The 15,360-nt window shown below is 43.1% G+C and carries 18 protein-coding genes and 3 pseudogenes; 7 read left to right on the forward strand and 14 right to left on the reverse strand.

Annotated elements, in window-relative coordinates:
• Window positions 1-159: 159 nt before the first annotated feature.
• The 3 genes from VB775_RS20745 to VB775_RS20755 all read left to right on the forward strand — a co-directional run bounded on the left by VB775_RS20745 (window position 160) and on the right by VB775_RS20755 (window position 5,428).
• Complete coding sequence (locus VB775_RS20745; protein WP_281008345.1) at window positions 160-2,610, forward strand: fimbria/pilus outer membrane usher protein; 2,451 nt, start codon at window positions 160-162, stop codon at window positions 2,608-2,610.
• A gap of 76 nt (window positions 2,611-2,686) precedes the next feature.
• Window positions 2,687-4,948, forward strand: a complete 2,262-nt coding sequence (locus VB775_RS20750; protein WP_281008344.1) for a transglycosylase domain-containing protein — start codon at window positions 2,687-2,689, stop codon at window positions 4,946-4,948.
• 204 nt (window positions 4,949-5,152) lie between these two features.
• Window positions 5,153-5,428, forward strand: a complete 276-nt coding sequence (locus tag VB775_RS20755) for an HU family DNA-binding protein (RefSeq protein WP_094531843.1) — start codon at window positions 5,153-5,155, stop codon at window positions 5,426-5,428.
• A gap of 230 nt (window positions 5,429-5,658) precedes the next feature.
• Here VB775_RS20755 and VB775_RS20760 read toward each other — a convergent pair whose 3' ends face one another.
• The 3 genes and pseudogenes from VB775_RS20760 to VB775_RS26585 form a co-directional block, all read right to left on the reverse strand.
• Complete coding sequence (locus tag VB775_RS20760) at window positions 5,659-5,886, reverse strand: type II toxin-antitoxin system HicB family antitoxin (RefSeq protein WP_281008343.1); 228 nt, start codon at window positions 5,884-5,886, stop codon at window positions 5,659-5,661.
• A gap of 28 nt (window positions 5,887-5,914) precedes the next feature.
• Window positions 5,915-6,214 (reverse strand): HigA family addiction module antitoxin, encoded by a 300-nt coding sequence (locus VB775_RS20765; protein ID WP_281008342.1) that lies wholly within the window; start codon window positions 6,212-6,214, stop codon window positions 5,915-5,917.
• Between the two features lie 14 nt (window positions 6,215-6,228).
• Window positions 6,229-6,501 (reverse strand): annotated as a pseudogene (locus tag VB775_RS26585) (type II toxin-antitoxin system RelE/ParE family toxin); the annotation flags it as partial.
• A 151-nt stretch (window positions 6,502-6,652) separates the two neighbouring features.
• On the opposite strand from VB775_RS26585, the gene VB775_RS20770 reads away from it, so the two are divergent.
• Window positions 6,653-6,877, forward strand: a complete 225-nt coding sequence (locus tag VB775_RS20770; RefSeq protein ID WP_281009374.1) for a DUF433 domain-containing protein — start codon at window positions 6,653-6,655, stop codon at window positions 6,875-6,877.
• Window positions 6,878-6,975: 98 nt separating this feature from the next.
• Here the strand turns inward: VB775_RS20770 and VB775_RS20775 are convergent, their stop codons facing one another.
• The 4 genes and pseudogenes from VB775_RS20775 to VB775_RS20790 all read right to left on the reverse strand — a co-directional run bounded on the left by VB775_RS20775 (window position 6,976) and on the right by VB775_RS20790 (window position 7,976).
• Entirely contained in the window at window positions 6,976-7,305 is a 330-nt protein-coding gene (locus VB775_RS20775) for a type II toxin-antitoxin system PemK/MazF family toxin (protein WP_281008341.1), read from the reverse strand.
• Window positions 7,292-7,498, reverse strand: coding sequence for a hypothetical protein (locus VB775_RS20780; RefSeq protein WP_281008340.1), 207 nt, complete (start codon window positions 7,496-7,498; stop codon window positions 7,292-7,294). Before VB775_RS20780 ends, VB775_RS20775 begins: the two co-directional genes overlap by 14 nt.
• Window positions 7,499-7,503: 5 nt before the next feature.
• Window positions 7,504-7,638 carry a hypothetical protein gene (locus VB775_RS20785; RefSeq protein ID WP_281008339.1) on the reverse strand — a complete coding sequence of 45 codons (135 nt, stop codon included), beginning with the start codon at window positions 7,636-7,638 and terminating at the stop codon, window positions 7,504-7,506.
• Between the two features lie 6 nt (window positions 7,639-7,644).
• Window positions 7,645-7,976 (reverse strand): annotated as a pseudogene (locus VB775_RS20790) (type II toxin-antitoxin system PemK/MazF family toxin).
• Window positions 7,977-8,215: 239 nt separating this feature from the next.
• Here VB775_RS20790 and VB775_RS20795 point away from each other — a divergent pair.
• Entirely contained in the window at window positions 8,216-8,440 is a 225-nt protein-coding gene (locus tag VB775_RS20795) for a DUF433 domain-containing protein (protein WP_281009373.1), read from the forward strand.
• 269 nt (window positions 8,441-8,709) lie between these two features.
• On the opposite strand, the pseudogene VB775_RS26590 reads toward VB775_RS20795, so the two are convergent.
• From VB775_RS26590 to VB775_RS20820, 6 genes and pseudogenes are all read right to left on the reverse strand, one after another.
• Window positions 8,710-8,863: pseudogene (locus VB775_RS26590) on the reverse strand (type II toxin-antitoxin system VapC family toxin); the annotation flags it as partial.
• Between the two features lie 46 nt (window positions 8,864-8,909).
• The gene (locus tag VB775_RS20800; RefSeq protein WP_281008338.1) at window positions 8,910-9,125 is read right to left on the reverse strand and encodes a hypothetical protein; all 216 of its coding nucleotides are present in this window, start codon (window positions 9,123-9,125) and stop codon (window positions 8,910-8,912) included.
• Between the two features lie 224 nt (window positions 9,126-9,349).
• A complete protein-coding gene (locus VB775_RS20805) occupies window positions 9,350-9,949 on the reverse strand; it encodes a hypothetical protein (protein ID WP_281008337.1) in 600 nt (199 codons plus the stop codon).
• Between the two features lie 15 nt (window positions 9,950-9,964).
• Entirely contained in the window at window positions 9,965-10,225 is a 261-nt protein-coding gene (locus tag VB775_RS20810; RefSeq protein WP_281008336.1) for a hypothetical protein, read from the reverse strand.
• 94 nt (window positions 10,226-10,319) lie between these two features.
• Entirely contained in the window at window positions 10,320-11,108 is a 789-nt protein-coding gene (locus VB775_RS20815; protein ID WP_281008335.1) for a TIGR04255 family protein, read from the reverse strand.
• 105 nt (window positions 11,109-11,213) lie between these two features.
• On the reverse strand, window positions 11,214-11,621 hold the full coding sequence (locus VB775_RS20820; RefSeq protein WP_281008334.1) for a ChuX/HutX family heme-like substrate-binding protein: 408 nt from the start codon (window positions 11,619-11,621) through the stop codon (window positions 11,214-11,216).
• 218 nt (window positions 11,622-11,839) lie between these two features.
• Between VB775_RS20820 and cysK the strand changes: the two genes are divergently transcribed.
• A complete protein-coding gene (cysK, locus tag VB775_RS20825; RefSeq protein WP_281008333.1) occupies window positions 11,840-12,793 on the forward strand; it encodes a cysteine synthase A in 954 nt (317 codons plus the stop codon).
• Window positions 12,794-13,156: 363 nt separating this feature from the next.
• On the opposite strand, the gene VB775_RS20830 is transcribed toward cysK, so the two are convergent.
• Window positions 13,157-14,431, reverse strand: coding sequence for a S41 family peptidase (locus VB775_RS20830; protein ID WP_281008332.1), 1,275 nt, complete (start codon window positions 14,429-14,431; stop codon window positions 13,157-13,159).
• 159 nt (window positions 14,432-14,590) lie between these two features.
• Here VB775_RS20830 and cobS point away from each other — a divergent pair, with 159 nt between their 5' ends.
• Window positions 14,591-15,343 carry an adenosylcobinamide-GDP ribazoletransferase gene (gene cobS, locus VB775_RS20835; protein ID WP_281008331.1) on the forward strand — a complete coding sequence of 251 codons (753 nt, stop codon included), beginning with the start codon at window positions 14,591-14,593 and terminating at the stop codon, window positions 15,341-15,343.
• Window positions 15,344-15,360: the final 17 nt, after the last annotated feature.

Raw genomic sequence — 15,360 nt, forward strand, 5'->3', positions numbered from 1 at the left:
TTTCATCGTGGTTTTTCCTTTTTGATACCCTGCGATTACTCGTTCTCTCAAATCCTGTGAATACGCTTTTCCTGTTTGCATTTTCTCTCCATTTTACCTTGCTCTTGCTCATTTGAAAACCGCTATAGTTGTCTATACCTTGCTGTCTGTCTCCCTAGCTTGCTCATAGCAAACTATGCGATCGCTCAAAATCTTCCTGCTAACAATAGCGATGATGAAACCTTTCAGCGTGTGTTTGGTCGTCCTCGCGCCAATACTGGCAAACAGTCTCTAATTGTTCCGCTTGTTATTGACGATCGCGAACAAGCCACGATCCGCATTAGCTTTGTTCCCAGTCAGCCGCAACAAACACGCCTTCAGTCCAAAGCTACCCTGCAAGCACTCAAACCGATCTTGCGCCCCGAAGTTTTCAATGTCATTGAAACCGCGATCGGTAATGCCGAAGACTTCTCGGTGGATATCTTACAAAAAAATGGCATTGAGGCAGTCTTTGATGAACGCCGCCTTGCAGTGTTCTTACAAATCACTCCTGCGGTGCGTGCGGTTAACGTGCTAGGCGATCGCTCGAATCTGCCGCCCGAAGCCAAAGAAGCAATTCCCGTTAGCTCCCTGAGTGGTTTTGTAAATATCTTTGCGAGCGATCGCTTTGCATTGGCAAGTAACCAAAAAAAAGGAATTCAGCGCCAACCTTTGTTTGTCGGTTTTGATGGCGCAATTAATTTTCAGAATTGGGTTTTGGAAGGAAACTGGTCATTTGTTGAACAGGGACAACCCGAATTAACGCGAGGCGATATCAGGCTGGTGCGTGATGATCCAGATAATGCGATGCGCTATCTCGCGGGAGATTACAGCTTTCCAACTACGGGTTTTCAAAATGCGATCGCGGTTGGAGGCATTGCAGCAGCGCGTAACTTCTCATTACAGCCTTATACAGTCATCCGTCCCGTTAATAATTTTGAATTTTTTTTAGAGCGACCCTCTAAGGTGGAAATCTTTGCCAATGGTCGGCTTGCCCAAACTATCAACCTTCCCGCAGGGCAGCAGGATTTACGTCAATTGCCCCTGACCACAGGCATTAATGATATTCAACTTTTAGTCACTGACGATCGCGGACAAGAGCAGAGGATTAACTTCTCTTCCGCCGTTGCCTCAAATCTTCTGGCTCCCAATGTGCAGCAGTTTGCCTATAGCTTTGGATTTCCCTCAAAAACGCTTAATGGTGGACGGAACTATGACTGGTCAAAACCAATTCTGTCTTTGGCGCATCGTTGGGGCGTGAGTAATGTGTTGACCTTAGGCGGCTATGCCCAAGCTACCAGCCGTCAGCAACTTTTAGGTGTTGAAGGGATTTTTGCCACTGTTTTGGGTAACTTCGCATGGGATGCCGCCATCAGTAATGATCAAAATGTTGGTCAAGACTTAGCATGGCGATTACGTTACGACTTCTTCAATGCCAAAGATACCGATCGCTCCTTTGGTTTTAGCGTAGAACAACGTGGCGCAAGATTTATTACCTTTGGCAATGAGGAGATACCGCGCAATAATACGGCTCTGGATTTATCGGCATTCTATCGCCAAAAATTATTTGGGGATATAGGGGCAGGACTTAACGCCCAGTATCGTTTTGGGCGTGACACCGCCGATTCCTATCGAGTCGGACTAGATCTATCAAAATCCTTTAGTACGGGTCTATCCCTCAATTTATCTCTATCCCAAAGCCGTGATACTAATGGACTCAATGAGCAACGCGCCCTCATCAGTATGCAGCTAAATCTTGGTCAAAATTCGCAACCGATTCAAGCTAGTACCGAAATCCGCAATACTGACAGCCCTACTCAGCAAGTATCTTGGGGCTTTCGTACACCACAAGTTAGTGAATCTCTTAGTGGTTCCTTTGGGTTGAGCCGCAGTCGCGGTAGCGATCGCCTAAATACCAACTTCACCTACACAGGCTATCGCGCTATTTGGAACCTTGCACCCGAAATTGTTTTTACGCCCACTAGCACCCAAGCCAATGCTCTGGTGAGTGTGAGAACCGCGATCGCCTTTGCCGATGGCAATATCGCTTTCTCCCGTCCCATTAGTGATAGCTTTGCGCTGGTTGTGCCTGAAAAAGCCTTAGCTTCGCAAATAGTCGGCGTAAACCCTGACGGACAAGGAACATATCTTAGTCGGGCTGATGAGTTTGGTGCAGCCGTAGTACCCAATTTATCTTCCTATGTTGTTTCCCGTCTATTACTAGAAGTTCCCGACGCTCCCACAGGTATAGAAACTGGGAATCCTGTTTATTACGCTTTACCCACCTATAAAAGCGGTACTGTGATTCGAGTCGGTACGGAGGCAACTGTCTATATACGGGGTATTTTGACCGATGAGAAAGGAACTGCGATCGCCCTTCAAGCAGGAGAAGTCCGTTCTCTTTCTGATCCTCAATGGCAAGCAGTTACTCTATTTACCAATCGAGCTGGCAAGTTTGCTCTAACAGGTTTTAAGGTTGGTCGTTACGAGCTACAGATTGGCTCCCAAAAGCTCCAGTTTGAGATCCCTGAAGGTAAAGTAGGTTTGTATGATCTCGGTACACTAAAATTGCCTAGACTGTCTGAAAAATGAGTATGGTCACAGTGCATAATTAAATTTGAGGTCATGACTGGAAACCACGCTCTCCAAAATTACGTCCTAGCAATTTATGAAATCGCCACAGCCACCATCACAGCCTAAGTCCCCGAAACCACCTCAGTCCAAGTTGATGACCCAGATCAATCAGCTTACACAGGTGGTTAATGGTGTTTTAAAAATTAATCCCAAAGAGCGTGTCCCCAAGTTAGAAGTGCGCCGATCGCAAAAAGATAAGCCTGAAATTTATGATTTAGTGGGCGATCGCTACATATTAGGACGCAGTACGGGCAAATGCGATATTGTCGTACAAACTCCGCTTGTGAGCCAAGTTCATGCCCAATTAGTCCGCGATCGCACCCAAAAGAAAGCCCAATTTATTCTGCAAGACCAAGACTCGACTAATGGTATTTATCGTCAAAAGCAGCGCCTTAAGTCCGTGCCACTACGTCACAAAATGACAATTACTTTAGGTCCCCCAGAACTTGCCGAAGCCGCCACAATCTGCTACATCGATCCGCCGCCTTGGTATATTCGCACGGTGCAATATACGGGAATCGGCATTGGCGTGATCGCAGGGATGCTGGTTTTAGCGATCGGCTATGAGCTTAGCCGTGTCCCATCTCTCAAGCCTCTGCCTGTGACACAGCAGGGCCCTGTTGAAGTTTTTGCTGGTGACAGTATCAAGCGCCTTGATCCCACCGATATTGCTAATCATACGGAATATGCCAGTCTGGGGGAGTTTGGAAAATTTATTCCGCAAGCGGTAATCGCCTCCGAAGATACTTCCTTCAATTGGAATATTGGAGTTGATCCCGTAGGTGTGGCGCGAGCGATCGTCACCAATGTCCGTAGTCGGGGGGAACGCTTAGAGGGTGCTAGTACCATCACTCAGCAGTTAGCGAGAAACTTGCTAGGCAAAACCTATGTGGGGACAGATGACTCCGCAGGACGCAAATGGCGTGAGGCGGCGGCGGCGATTAAACTCACATTTACCTATAGCAAAGAAGAAATCTTACGGCTATATCTCAATCGTGCCTATACGGGCTATGGCGTTTATGGCTTTAAGGATGCAGCCAAACTTTATTTTGGCAAAGAAGCTTCAGAATTATCTCTCTCGGAAGCCGCAACCCTAGTCGGGCTACTACCTTCCCCAGAAACGATTAACCCCTTTAAAAACAAAAATTTAGCGATCGAATATCGCGATCGAATTCTCAATCGCATGGCGGAATTGGGGATGATTACCGATAAAGATGCCGAACGGGCAAGGAGATCGGTATTGATTCTCAATGAATCGGCAAAAACTAAGCTGCAAGGCTCAGTTGCGCCTTATTACTACAGCTATGTGTTTGAAGAATTACAAGATATCCTTGGCGATAACTTTGCGCGGGAGGGAAACTTAATTGTGGAGACCTATCTCGATCTTGCCATGCAAAAGGCTTCTGACGAGGCATTACGTGATGCTGTTGCCCGTGATGGCGGTAGTTACGGATTTAGTCAAGGGGCGATCGTGACGGTGAATAGTAGCGATGGCTCGCTATTGACGATGACAGGTGGTGTTGACTACAGAGCAAGCCAGTTTAACCGCGCTTCCCAAGCCATACGCCAACCAGGTTCAACCTTTAAATTATTTGGCTATGCGGCAGCGATCGATCGTGGTATTTCTCCCAGTACCACATTTTCTTGTAGCGCTCTTTCTGGAATTATCGGCTGTCACAATGGCGGTAGTGGAGCGATCGACATGTATCGTGGCTTTGCCCTATCAGAAAATGTGGTGGCGGTCAGGATTGCCAATAGTGCGGGTTTGGATAATGTCGTAAAAATGGCAAAAAACTTGGGGATCACCACCAAACTTGATGAATCGAGCAATATGGTTTTAGGAGGTAATGAAGTCAAAATCCTAGAGATGGCTGGAGCCTATGCCACCATCGTCAATGAAGGTAAGTACATTAAACCCCATGCCATCAAACGCATTCTCGATAGTACTGACTGTCAAAATCCTAAAGATCGCAGTACCTGTCGCGTCATTTTTGATGCAAATACCTTTATAAAGCCACGTCAGGCGATCGATGCAGGTGTAGCTAGCACGATGGTGGATATGATGCGCGGTGTTGTCCAATTCGGGACGGGGCGATCGGCGGCGATTCCTCAAGGTACTGTGGTCGGAAAAACAGGAACCACCGACGAAGGTAGAGATCTTTGGTTTATTGGTGCTGTACCAAGGCGAAACCTCGTCACAGCCGTTTGGCTTGGTAATGATGAGGGAGTAACCAATGGCTCAAGTGCAGTTGCTGCACAGGTTTGGGGTGAGTATATGCGACAAGCTGTACGCTAAACCAGTAAAGATTATGATTTGCATAATCTTTACTGGTTTAAAAACTTTTGCGAAACTTTTGTCAAAAGCGCTTGACGACTGCCATAGGTGCTGTAGTATTGATTCCGTCTTATGGATTATGCAGAGGCGTTTCGCACCACTGCAATCCTGATACCAATCCTGAAAAATTACGTCTTAATCTCAAGCGACATAGGAGCTATATCTGTGAATAAAGGTGAATTAGTAGATGCGATCGCCGAAAAGGTATCCGTATCCAAGAAAAATATTGAAGTGATCGTTACTGCGGCCCTCGAATCAATTGTTGATGCTGTGGCTGAAGGAGATCGCGTTACTTTAGTTGGCTTTGGTTCATTTGAGCCACGCGATCGTCAAGAGCGCGAAGGTCGCAACCCTCGTACTGGCGAAAAGATGGTGATTGCCGCTACCCGCGTTCCTGCTTTTTCGGCTGGTAAGCAATTCAAAGAAAAAGTTGTTGAGTAATGCGATTTCATAGGATTCAGAAAAAGGGCGCAGTCTCTTTTTCTGAATTATCTTTACTCTCAACCTCCTAAATAGAAGGCGATGCTAAGGGTCGTCTTTTATTTTGGAGGTTGAGTATATTTGTAAGAAAGATGGCTAGTAGCAAAGTTGAAAAATCGCCACTTCAAAAAAAATCAAACAGCGATCGCACCCTCAACACCCAAAACATCGCGATCGCCACTTCAAAAAAATCAAACAGCGATCGCACTTAATGCTTTTACTTTAGCGATCGCCTTACCTTCGTCTGGAAGTTTTTGACCATGCTTGTGGGCTGTCTCTAGCCACAAAGTTCTTCCTGTTATTAACTCTTGCAAGGTTTCTTCTAGGGTTTCACCTTGAGCTAAACATCCTTTTAAGGCTGGAATTTCAGCAATAAAAACACTTTCTTCACTTGGATAAATCACTATTGGATATTTCATGATTGTTCTCTATCTAAACTTGAATTAGTTACTGATTATTCATGGATGAACGAGGTTGAATCGTTTTTTTGATTTCTTCTCCCGCTAACTGTTCAGCTAGGCGTAACTCATAAGCTTTTTGCAAATTAAGCCATAGTTCTGCTCCAGTGCCAAACCATCGCCCTAGAGGCAATGCAGTGTCAGCAGTAATGCCTCTTTGCCCTTTGAGGATTTGCGTAATACGATTTGTGGGGATATGAAGCGATCGCGCCAGTTCTGATGCACTAATTCCCAGTTCTTCTAGTTCATCAGCTAAGATTTCACCAGCGTGAATTGCGGGTCTTGCCATAGTTCTTTTCTCCTTTAGTGATAATCGACAATTTCGATATTAAATGGATGATTTTCTGTTTCTTTCCACTCAAAGCAAATACGCCATTTGTCATTTATGCGGATACTGTCCTTTCCTTTCCTATCTCCGCCTAATGCCTCAAAACGGGTGCTTGGTAAAGCCATTAAGGATTCTTTGTTAGGCGCAGCTTCTAGGATTTCTAGACGTTTGTATGCTTGTCTTTCAAAAGCCTGAAATTCTTTGACTCGTTCGCCAGCAGCATATTTGGCTGTGCGTTTGTCTTTGTACTATTGAGGCATAGGCAAGTTTTACGTGTTACGTCAAGCATACCATTTATGTAACCTCTTCACGAAAATCAAACAGCGATCGCTTTCCCAAAATCTACATTCTTATAAAGTCGCTGTTATCATAGGATTAGGTTATGTGCAAATCTTGATTATGAAAAACTATCGCGATCGCATACGCATCAGTCCGAATATTCGCAGTGGGAAGCCCTGTATAGTTAACACATGGATTACAGTATCAGATGTGTTTGACTATCTCGGTGGTGGAATGAGTGTTGAGGAGGTGTTAGACGATTTTCCTGATTTAACACTTGCAGACATACAGGCTTGTTTTGCGTTTGCTGCCGATCGCGATCGCCGTTTAACAGTGGTTCCCTAGGAAGGTTGCTATTTGATAAGAAGTAATCTTTCTAAGTCAATATTAGTGATTTTGAATTGAATTGCCTCTTCAAAAAATTAAATAGCGATTACCTTACTTTAGAACTGGGGTTTGATATGAATGTTCCATACTTCGCGCAAATGATTAGCATCATCTTGAGATAGCTGTCCTAATTTGGTAATTAGTAAAGACTTCTCTAAGCAATCAAGTCGGGATAAACGCACAGTTGAGGCAACTCGCAAACCACTGGCTGACCAGTCTTTTAGTAAAACATCGGTTTGTGTTCTCGGTTGTGCGGATGTCACTGCTGCTAATACAACATCGGTTCCATCTAGCCAAAGAATTAATACGGGTCTCTTTTTTGAAGATATGCCATTTGTAAAAGGAATTGCTGCAACCCAGATTTCTCCTGCCTTAATAGTCGTCATATAATCCTTCATCTTCTGGCGAATAACTTTTTAAGAAGGCATCATGGGCGCGATCGCCTGTTTCTGATTTGGGCTGAATGGTAATAAGCCATTTACCTTTGCCAACTCCTTCTATTATGGAGCTAGGTATTGTAAGTTTTTCTCCATCTTGAAGCTCTATTTCAAAAGCTAATTGTAATAACTGGCTTTTCATATAATTTAGGTCGCTAAAATATTTAAGATCCTAGCACAGAGTTTAAGTTTGAGTTGCAGAGGGATCGCCCCCTCAATACCCAAAATCGCGATCGCCGCTTCATCAAAATCAAACAGCGATCGCCTTTCTTTAAGACTCAAATTTTTTCATACGTAGTCTTCATCTTCTTCGGACTCAAATCCCAACCATACTAGCAATATATCTTCTAAGTCTTGCATTTGCTCTGATGTTAGCTCTCCCAATTTGCGTAAAAGTTTGGCGTGAGGAATTGTGATGAGATTTTGTACGTCAAATGCGCCTTCTCTGAGAAATTTAGCTTTGACTTGTACTTCAAATCTGGAATCGCGCAAACTTGTTGTATGTGGAACTAGGGTTACTAAGGCTCGATCACTTTCTAGTGCTGGAATGCTGACAACTAAATATGGTCTGAATAGCCAAGATCAACTAACCAAACTTCTCCACGTTCGGGACTACTCATAGGTTAACTCTTCTTGGTCTAATGTTAGAAAAATATCCTCGGCATTCTGAGTATGTCAGATTGTCAAAGGTATTTAGAAGCTCTTGTACTACAGCAGTCATAGCTTTATTCCCTAATTTCTATCTACAGATTAACATGATCGCCACTTCATCAAAATCAAACAGCGATCGCTTTCCCAAAATCTACATTCCTATAAAGTCACTGTTATCTTAGGATTAGGTTATGTGCAAATCTTGATTATGAAAAACTATCGCGATCGCATACGCATCAGTCCAAATATTCGCAGTGGGAAGCCCTGTATAGTTAACACACGGATTACAGTATCAGATGTGTTTGACTATCTCGGTGGTGGAATGAGTGTTGAGGAGGTGTTAGACGATTTTCCTGATTTAACACTTGCAGACATACAGGCTTGTTTTGCGTTTGCTGCCGATCGCGATCGCCGTTTAACAGTGGTTCCCTAGGAAGGTTGCTATTTGATGAGAAGTAATCCATCTGAGTCGATATTAGTGATTTTAACTGATGTTACGTGGAACTCAGATGATGAATCTTTTGCTGCTAGCACGACAGGGCAACCACGGGGGGATTGCCCCTACACCAATAATTTAGATTTTTGTAGGGGCTGTGCCCCCGTGCCAGCCCTAGACTTAGATGATCGTAGGAATTCTATCCACGTAACATCAGATTTTAAGTTGAATCGCCACTTCAAAAATTAAACAGCGATCTGTAATATTTAGTGTGTCCAATCTTCTATTTGTAAGGTTGCAATTTGTCCAAAATCAGAAGTATTGCGAGTTAATACGATCGCATTGTTAACTATTGCGATCCGCTGCAATTTTTAAGTCCATTGTGCCGAGACGAGGATATAACTTTCTGATGCGTTGGAATTCATTGATCTAATACGCTGAGATGGTCTGTATCGATTATGTACATCTATTTTTTGCGTGACTTTGTTGATGTCTTACGCAAAGACTCACGGTATTTTTTGCCTAGTTGCATAGCTTTGTCATAGTCTGGGCTATCAGCAAATGTTCCCGTGATTTGCTCCCACCAAGGTTTTACTGTAGTAGTTGGACTTTCTACCTTATTTTTAATCAAGTTGATTTCAGCTTCTAGGATTGCGACTCTTTCTTCTAGGGTTATTGACATTAGGGTTAGAACTCACTCATGTTGTAGGAATGATTATAACAATTGAGTCACTTTATTAACACAGCATAATCGCACCTCAACACCCAAAATCGCGATCATCACTTCACCAAAATCAAACAACGTCCCCTCAATACCCAAAATAATTACTGACTAAACAGATTTGATTCAACGATAAAAAGAATCTAGTTTTAGTTCTATAGGTAAAATTGAAATTAGATATACTCTTAACTTTCTCGTTCACTTTCATACTGAAAAGGTAATGCTACCCTACTATGAAAGCTATAGTAGCGACTAGAAAAATGCTCCAAGTAAGGACTGATCAAAACTGTTCGTCTCTTGACCATACCAAGTTCGATTTGACGGTACAAAGTTGCCGCATCTATGCCAAAAATTTTCTTGAAATCAGCAGTGAGTTCTGGTAATCCTTCTTGCTCGACCTCACATTCGGGAGGGATTTTCTCAAAAAAGTAGAATCTTTCATGACGATGAGATTCTACCAACTTCCATTCCTTACTATTCATGTTGTTGTCTGCGGCATCTCTAATTCCCCTTGCTTCTGCAATTTCACACAAGATGACTGAGTTTAAAAGCTTTGATGGTTGAAGAATTTCTCGTGAATTTCTAGCTTTATAGTCCCAATCAAGATCGCAGTCTTGCGTAATTACAATTACATATGGATGAAGAACAGTCTCAAAAGGTAGCTCTTGCCCATGCTGTGATAGTTCATCAATGACAGGTTTATATTGGATAACGCCTGTCAGTATTTCACCCTGCCGCAATGAGAAAGATTTATCTGATGATCGATAGATAGCCCGCTCTTCCATAAATTTACAAGACAATTAAGATTCCAACATAATAGGTGGTCTAACCTGCATCTGTCTAAGCTTGCCTTTGATAGTACTTGCAGGTATCACAGGTAAGCTAGATTGAGGAAATCGATTGGCATAGAATCGAGAAATATTTTCTAGTTCCTCAACAGTCTCTTCTAAAGCAGTTTCTGGAAGATTTTTAATGATAAGAAGACATTTAAGCAACAGCATCAACTTTTCTGGAGATAAACTCTGCCAATCAGTAGTAAATGAGAAAGATGAATCTGACATTGTTAAATCAAACGAAGATGTCTTGATTATAAAAGGTCTTCCACTTTCTCTATCAAAAATCTCATTACTAAGGTTAATACCTGACGAAGTTTGACTATGAGGTAATTGGCTGGGGTTGTAGCGCTCTATGGAGAGTGTCTGTGATACTCGATCTGAAGAGTTTACCTGCGGATTGGTTGAATTCCCTAAGTATATTCCAAACATTTTTATCTCCTTCTATCTTTTGTTCTGTATAAAAATCAGCGTCAAACAGGTAAGCAATCTCATCAATCGAACCTTGAGTTTCCTTCACTTTAACAAGCCCATGATTTAAGTTGATTTGTCCTTTTTCAGTTGTAAGAACTAGATTTTTAACTATTGTCTGAATCGCTGGAGAGAGTTCTGGATCGTACAGTTCTGAAGCAATATGTTTGGCTATCAATTCTGACCACTGTTTATCTTCGATTCCAAGCTTTGAACGAATTATTAAATCTTGATATCGAAGCCCTACTCGTGTATAAAAAGACGGCTTGTATATACTCTCAAAGATTTTTACAGCATCCTCAAATCGTTGCTTAAATTGCTCATATCTCTCATACGAAGAAGTAGTTAAAGCAATAAAATCTTTAGTAATAGAGAGATGCCATTTTTGATCTTCTGATTTAAAACTGTAAGCAACCTCACTTGGCAGAGACAAACCAAACTGTTGAGCAACTTTCAAAAAATCTGGTGGTACTTGTGACTGCTTCATCTCAAAAAGAGGATACTGTAACCTTACCTCATCCTGAAACTCAACTGGCTCAGAATGAGATATTTTGAGTATGGGGGGAAAGCGCAATTGACACACAACTTCTATAAGAGGGTTGCGATTGTAGATTACACGTTCGGACTCAGGGAAATTCATCAAACTTTATGATCGCCGTAAAAATATGTACTGCCAAAATCATAGCCTAAACTATAGGGCTAGATTGTTCAAATATATTATGAGCTGCAAAGTAATGTTGTTCACTTAAACACTCTCAACTGGTTCGGGTTTCCAAGTTTCGCCGTACTTATCTTTGAGCGCAGCCCATGCTTCGACTTGACCTTCAGCATATTCCCCTGGTTTACCCCATTGTAGGAAAGCACTCATCTGCGCCTTGTCATCGGCATCAAGGAAACGGATTGCGTAGGTGGTGAAATTGCCGCGTTTGGCTTCGGCGGTTTCAAAGCGGACATCGGTGATTTTGTCCATGTTTAGGTGAAACTCGATGTGTTCAGAATGCATATTCGCATACTTGCCCTTGGGGAGTTCCGCGTAAAATAGCTTCTCGATATTTACCCTAGCTTCTAGCACACCCGCATCACTGGTGACGATCAAACGCACTAAGCCGAGAGTGTGACATTCTTCTAAAAAATCTTTTAAAGTAGCAGCCATAGGAGTTTATTTAATATTAATTAATAAGTTTGTGATGATGTTGTGAAATTTTTTTGCGATCGTAATTACCCCATTAAAGCCGAAAAGGGTTAGTCTGTGTAGCTTTTAGTCGATAAAAGTAGCGATCGCCACTTTGTCTTAAGAAATTCCCAAGATCTCAAAAATGCTCTAAAGTTGACTACAAGCTCATTTACCCGCAATTATTCAAGCTTTTATCTATGAAAATCGCCAATAATATTACAGAATTAGTTGGACATACTCCCCTCGTCGAATTGCAGCGCATTCCCAAGGCTGAAGGCTGCGTGGCTCGAATTATTGTCAAACTAGAAGGCATGAATCCCGCCGCCTCCGTTAAGGATCGCATTGGAGTGAACATGATCCAAGAAGCCGAAGAACAGGGCTTGATTTCTCCAAATAAAACAATTTTGGTGGAGCCAACTTCAGGCAATACGGGAATTGCTTTGGCGATGGTAGCAGCCGCTAAGGGATATAAATTAATTCTGACCATGCCCGAAACCATGAGTATGGAGAGGAGATCGATGTTACGCGCCTACGGAGCCACCCTCGAATTAACCCCCGGAACTGAGGGCATGGGCGGCGCAATCCGTCGCGCTAAAGAAATTAGTGAAAGCACTCCCGATGCCTATATGCTGCAACAGTTCCGCAATCCGTCCAATCCTGCGATCCATCGGAAGACTACAGCCGAAGAGATTTGGGAAGATACTGAAGGACAGATTGATTTTCTGATTTCTGGAGTTGGTACTGGCGGCACGATTACAGGGGTTGCAGAAGTGATTAAATCACGTAAGCCAGAGTTTAAGGCGATCGCAGTTGAGCCTGCCAATAGCCAAGTATTAGCAGGTAATCGCCCAGGCCCTCACAAAATCCAAGGTATCGGTGCAGGATTTGTGCCTGAAGTTTTGAAAACGGAACTGATTGATGAGATTATTCCTGTAACTGATGATCAAGCGATCGCATTCGGTCGTAGGTTAGCGCGTGAAGAAGGACTTCTATCTGGAATTTCTAGTGGTGCAGCGCTCTATGCGGCGGTACAGATTGCCAAGCGCCCTGAGAATGCTGGCAAAATGGTGGTGATGATTCAGCCTAGCTTTGGCGAACGTTATTTGAGTACGCCTCTATTCCAAGATCCTGAATTGATGGCACTAAGTTAAAAGCCCTCCCTAGCCCTCCCCTTGCAAAGGGGCTAAAGTGTACACACAAGTTATCAACTATAGCGTGAGTTACTAATGATCCCCCCCAGCCCCCCTTAAAAAGGGGGGAGGATTTTCTTCTTCCCCCTTTTTAAGGGGGATTGAGGGGGATCTAAACCATCAAACGTAGACAGAGAAACGACTTTTTGTGTACACAGTAGTTGCAAAAGGGAGCGAATTAGATTTCTGATATAGCAATCCTAAATGATATGTGAGAAATTTGAATTTCTGAAATCCCTTAAAATAAGCGGTTAGTCTAGATACTCTCTCACAACTCATTTAGGATTGCTATATTCCCCCTTTGTAAGGGGGAATTAAAGGGGGTTAACTAGCAGACTTGGCAATTACGCTCTTAACTGTGCCATCCAAAATCGATAGAGCCGCCACATATTGTGGATCTTCCTTAGTACCTAGTTGTTTACGAGTAATTGGCTCTGTCAGAGCGACTTCTACATCAGGAATAATGCCGCGTTTATGGATGTTGTGATGTAAGGGAGTCTCGTATTTCGCGATCGTTACCGCCAAACCTGCACCATCTTCTAATTCATACAGGGATTGAATTAAGCCTTTACCGTAGGTCTTTGTGCCAACGAGTTGAGCGCGATCGTTCTCCTGTAATGCACCAGCAAGGATTTCGCTAGCGCTGGCACTACCGCCATCGGTGAGAACTACTAAAGGATCAGTGGTAATGGCATCACCTTTCGCTTCAAAACTCTCTTGAATGCCGTGACGGTCTACGGTATAAACAACTGTTCCTTCAGGAATCCACATCCGCGCAATCTGTAAACCAGCATCAAAGAGTCCCCCAGGATTCCCGCGTAGATCGAGAACATAGCGATCGGCTCCTTCAGCTTTAAACTTTTTGATAGTCTTTTCCATATCGGCGGAAGCATTACCGTTGAACTGATTTAAACGGATATAGCCAACTTTATGATTCTCTTCTTGATTGAGTTTGGCAATGATCGGCGTAACTGCTATCCGATCGCGTTTAATCACTACATCAAGCTTCTCAAAACCTTTACTATCAGCAAGGGGACGCTCTAGGCTCAGCTTAACTTCAGAACCGATCTCACCACGCATTCTTGTCGCACATTCGTCAAGGCTCAAGCCTTTAGTGGGAATATTATCAATGCCCACAATGCGATCGCGCGATCGCACACCCGCCACATCCGCAGGCGAACCTTCGATCGGGGCAATTACAGTGATATTGTTATCTGGTTCATCAGCGGCAATTTGTAGCCCTACACCTGTTAGCGCTCCCGAAGTACTAGTTTGCATACTTTTGAATTTGTCAGGTTCTAGCAAGCGGGTAAAAGGATCGTCCAGAGTGGCAAGCATTTCCCGAATCGCTATATAGGTATCTTCACGGCTATTAAATTTGCGATTGACAAATTGGCGGCGAACTTTGTACCAGTTTTGATGATTAAAATCAGCGTCTACATATGAACGGTTAACGATTTGCCAAACATTAGTTAAAAATTTTTGTTCTTGCAAAGAGTCCGTAACCGCAGCATTTACACCACCAATCCATAAAAACTGCAAGGCGATCGCGACTAAACTAATTACGAGCCAAGACCAAATACGACGCTGTTTTATCATGCTCTATATAAAATTTTTTATAAAAAAGTATTCTCTCTATCCTAACTAATCTAGCTTTCATCAAACCTAATTTCCAAAATTTCACTACCTAGGATGCCAAAAAACCATAAATTTAGAGAGGATGCAAAGCATCCTCTCTAAATTTATGGTTTTTCTCAAATGCAGCATTGGCGAAAATTTCAAGCGGCGCTAATTTTTTATACTTGTTTGCCTTTGCATCCGCAGGGAACACTCAATTTTCGGGGAATTGCTCTCTATGCGCCACTAATCGGTATTTTTATCGGCGTGGTGATCGCCGCTTTTGATCTTTGCCTAGGACTGCTCAAACCTGCTTCAGAATTTATATATCTGCGATCGCTATTGACAATTTTATTAGGACTATTAATTACAGGTGGATTACATCTTGATGGCGCTATGGATACTGCCGATGGGCTAGCTGTCACCGATCCCCATCGTCGCCTTGAGGTGATGGCAGATAGTAATACTGGTGCTTTTGGCGCGATCGCAGGAATCACAATTTTGTTATTAAAAGTTATTGCACTTGCCGCCATTAAAGATCAGCGTGTTTGGGTTTTGACTAGTGTTTGGGCATGGGCAAGGTGGGGACAACTTCGCGCCATTATGGCTTATCCCTATCTCAAAGCGATCGGCAAAGGCAAATTTCATCAAGAGGATTTGCATCACTGGCAAGTGCGGCTAGTGGCAATTTTGTTAATGGCTGGTAATTGCGCGGTCGCCTATTTTAACAAATCACTTTATTTAGGAATCGGTTTAACAGTAATTGGGTTTAGCTTTGCTTGGCTAATCGGTGCATGGCTAAATCGTCAACTTAGCGGGCAGACTGGCGATACCTACGGGGCGATCGTCGAGTGGACTGAGGCTTTGAGTTTAGTGGCGATCGCCTACTTGTAAAATTAAGATATAGCCAT

It is taken from the genome of Pseudanabaena sp. CCNP1317 (assembly GCF_034931345.1).
In the GTDB taxonomy this organism is placed as follows: domain Bacteria; phylum Cyanobacteriota; class Cyanobacteriia; order Pseudanabaenales; family Pseudanabaenaceae; genus Pseudanabaena; species Pseudanabaena galeata.

What these genes read in the sequence shown, in the direction of transcription:
- VB775_RS20750 (WP_281008344.1), top strand. Translation starts at nt 2,687, where the DNA reads ATGAAATCGCCACAGCCACCATCACAGCCTAAGTCCCCGAAACCACCT.
- VB775_RS20760 (WP_281008343.1), bottom strand. Translation starts at nt 5,886, where the DNA reads ATGAAATATCCAATAGTGATTTATCCAAGTGAAGAAAGTGTTTTTATT.
- VB775_RS20765 (WP_281008342.1), bottom strand. Translation starts at nt 6,214, where the DNA reads ATGGCAAGACCCGCAATTCACGCTGGTGAAATCTTAGCTGATGAACTA.
- VB775_RS20770 (WP_281009374.1), top strand. Translation starts at nt 6,653, where the DNA reads ATGAAAAACTATCGCGATCGCATACGCATCAGTCCGAATATTCGCAGT.
- VB775_RS20775 (WP_281008341.1), bottom strand. Translation starts at nt 7,305, where the DNA reads ATGACGACTATTAAGGCAGGAGAAATCTGGGTTGCAGCAATTCCTTTT.
- VB775_RS20780 (WP_281008340.1), bottom strand. Translation starts at nt 7,498, where the DNA reads ATGAAAAGCCAGTTATTACAATTAGCTTTTGAAATAGAGCTTCAAGAT.
- VB775_RS20795 (WP_281009373.1), top strand. Translation starts at nt 8,216, where the DNA reads ATGAAAAACTATCGCGATCGCATACGCATCAGTCCAAATATTCGCAGT.
- VB775_RS20800 (WP_281008338.1), bottom strand. Translation starts at nt 9,125, where the DNA reads ATGTCAATAACCCTAGAAGAAAGAGTCGCAATCCTAGAAGCTGAAATC.
- VB775_RS20805 (WP_281008337.1), bottom strand. Translation starts at nt 9,949, where the DNA reads ATGGAAGAGCGGGCTATCTATCGATCATCAGATAAATCTTTCTCATTG.
- VB775_RS20810 (WP_281008336.1), bottom strand. Translation starts at nt 10,225, where the DNA reads ATGTCAGATTCATCTTTCTCATTTACTACTGATTGGCAGAGTTTATCT.
- VB775_RS20815 (WP_281008335.1), bottom strand. Translation starts at nt 11,108, where the DNA reads ATGAATTTCCCTGAGTCCGAACGTGTAATCTACAATCGCAACCCTCTT.
- VB775_RS20820 (WP_281008334.1), bottom strand. Translation starts at nt 11,621, where the DNA reads ATGGCTGCTACTTTAAAAGATTTTTTAGAAGAATGTCACACTCTCGGC.
- cysK (WP_281008333.1), top strand. Translation starts at nt 11,840, where the DNA reads ATGAAAATCGCCAATAATATTACAGAATTAGTTGGACATACTCCCCTC.
- VB775_RS20830 (WP_281008332.1), bottom strand. Translation starts at nt 14,431, where the DNA reads ATGATAAAACAGCGTCGTATTTGGTCTTGGCTCGTAATTAGTTTAGTC.
- cobS (WP_281008331.1), top strand. Translation starts at nt 14,591, where the DNA reads ATGCAGCATTGGCGAAAATTTCAAGCGGCGCTAATTTTTTATACTTGT.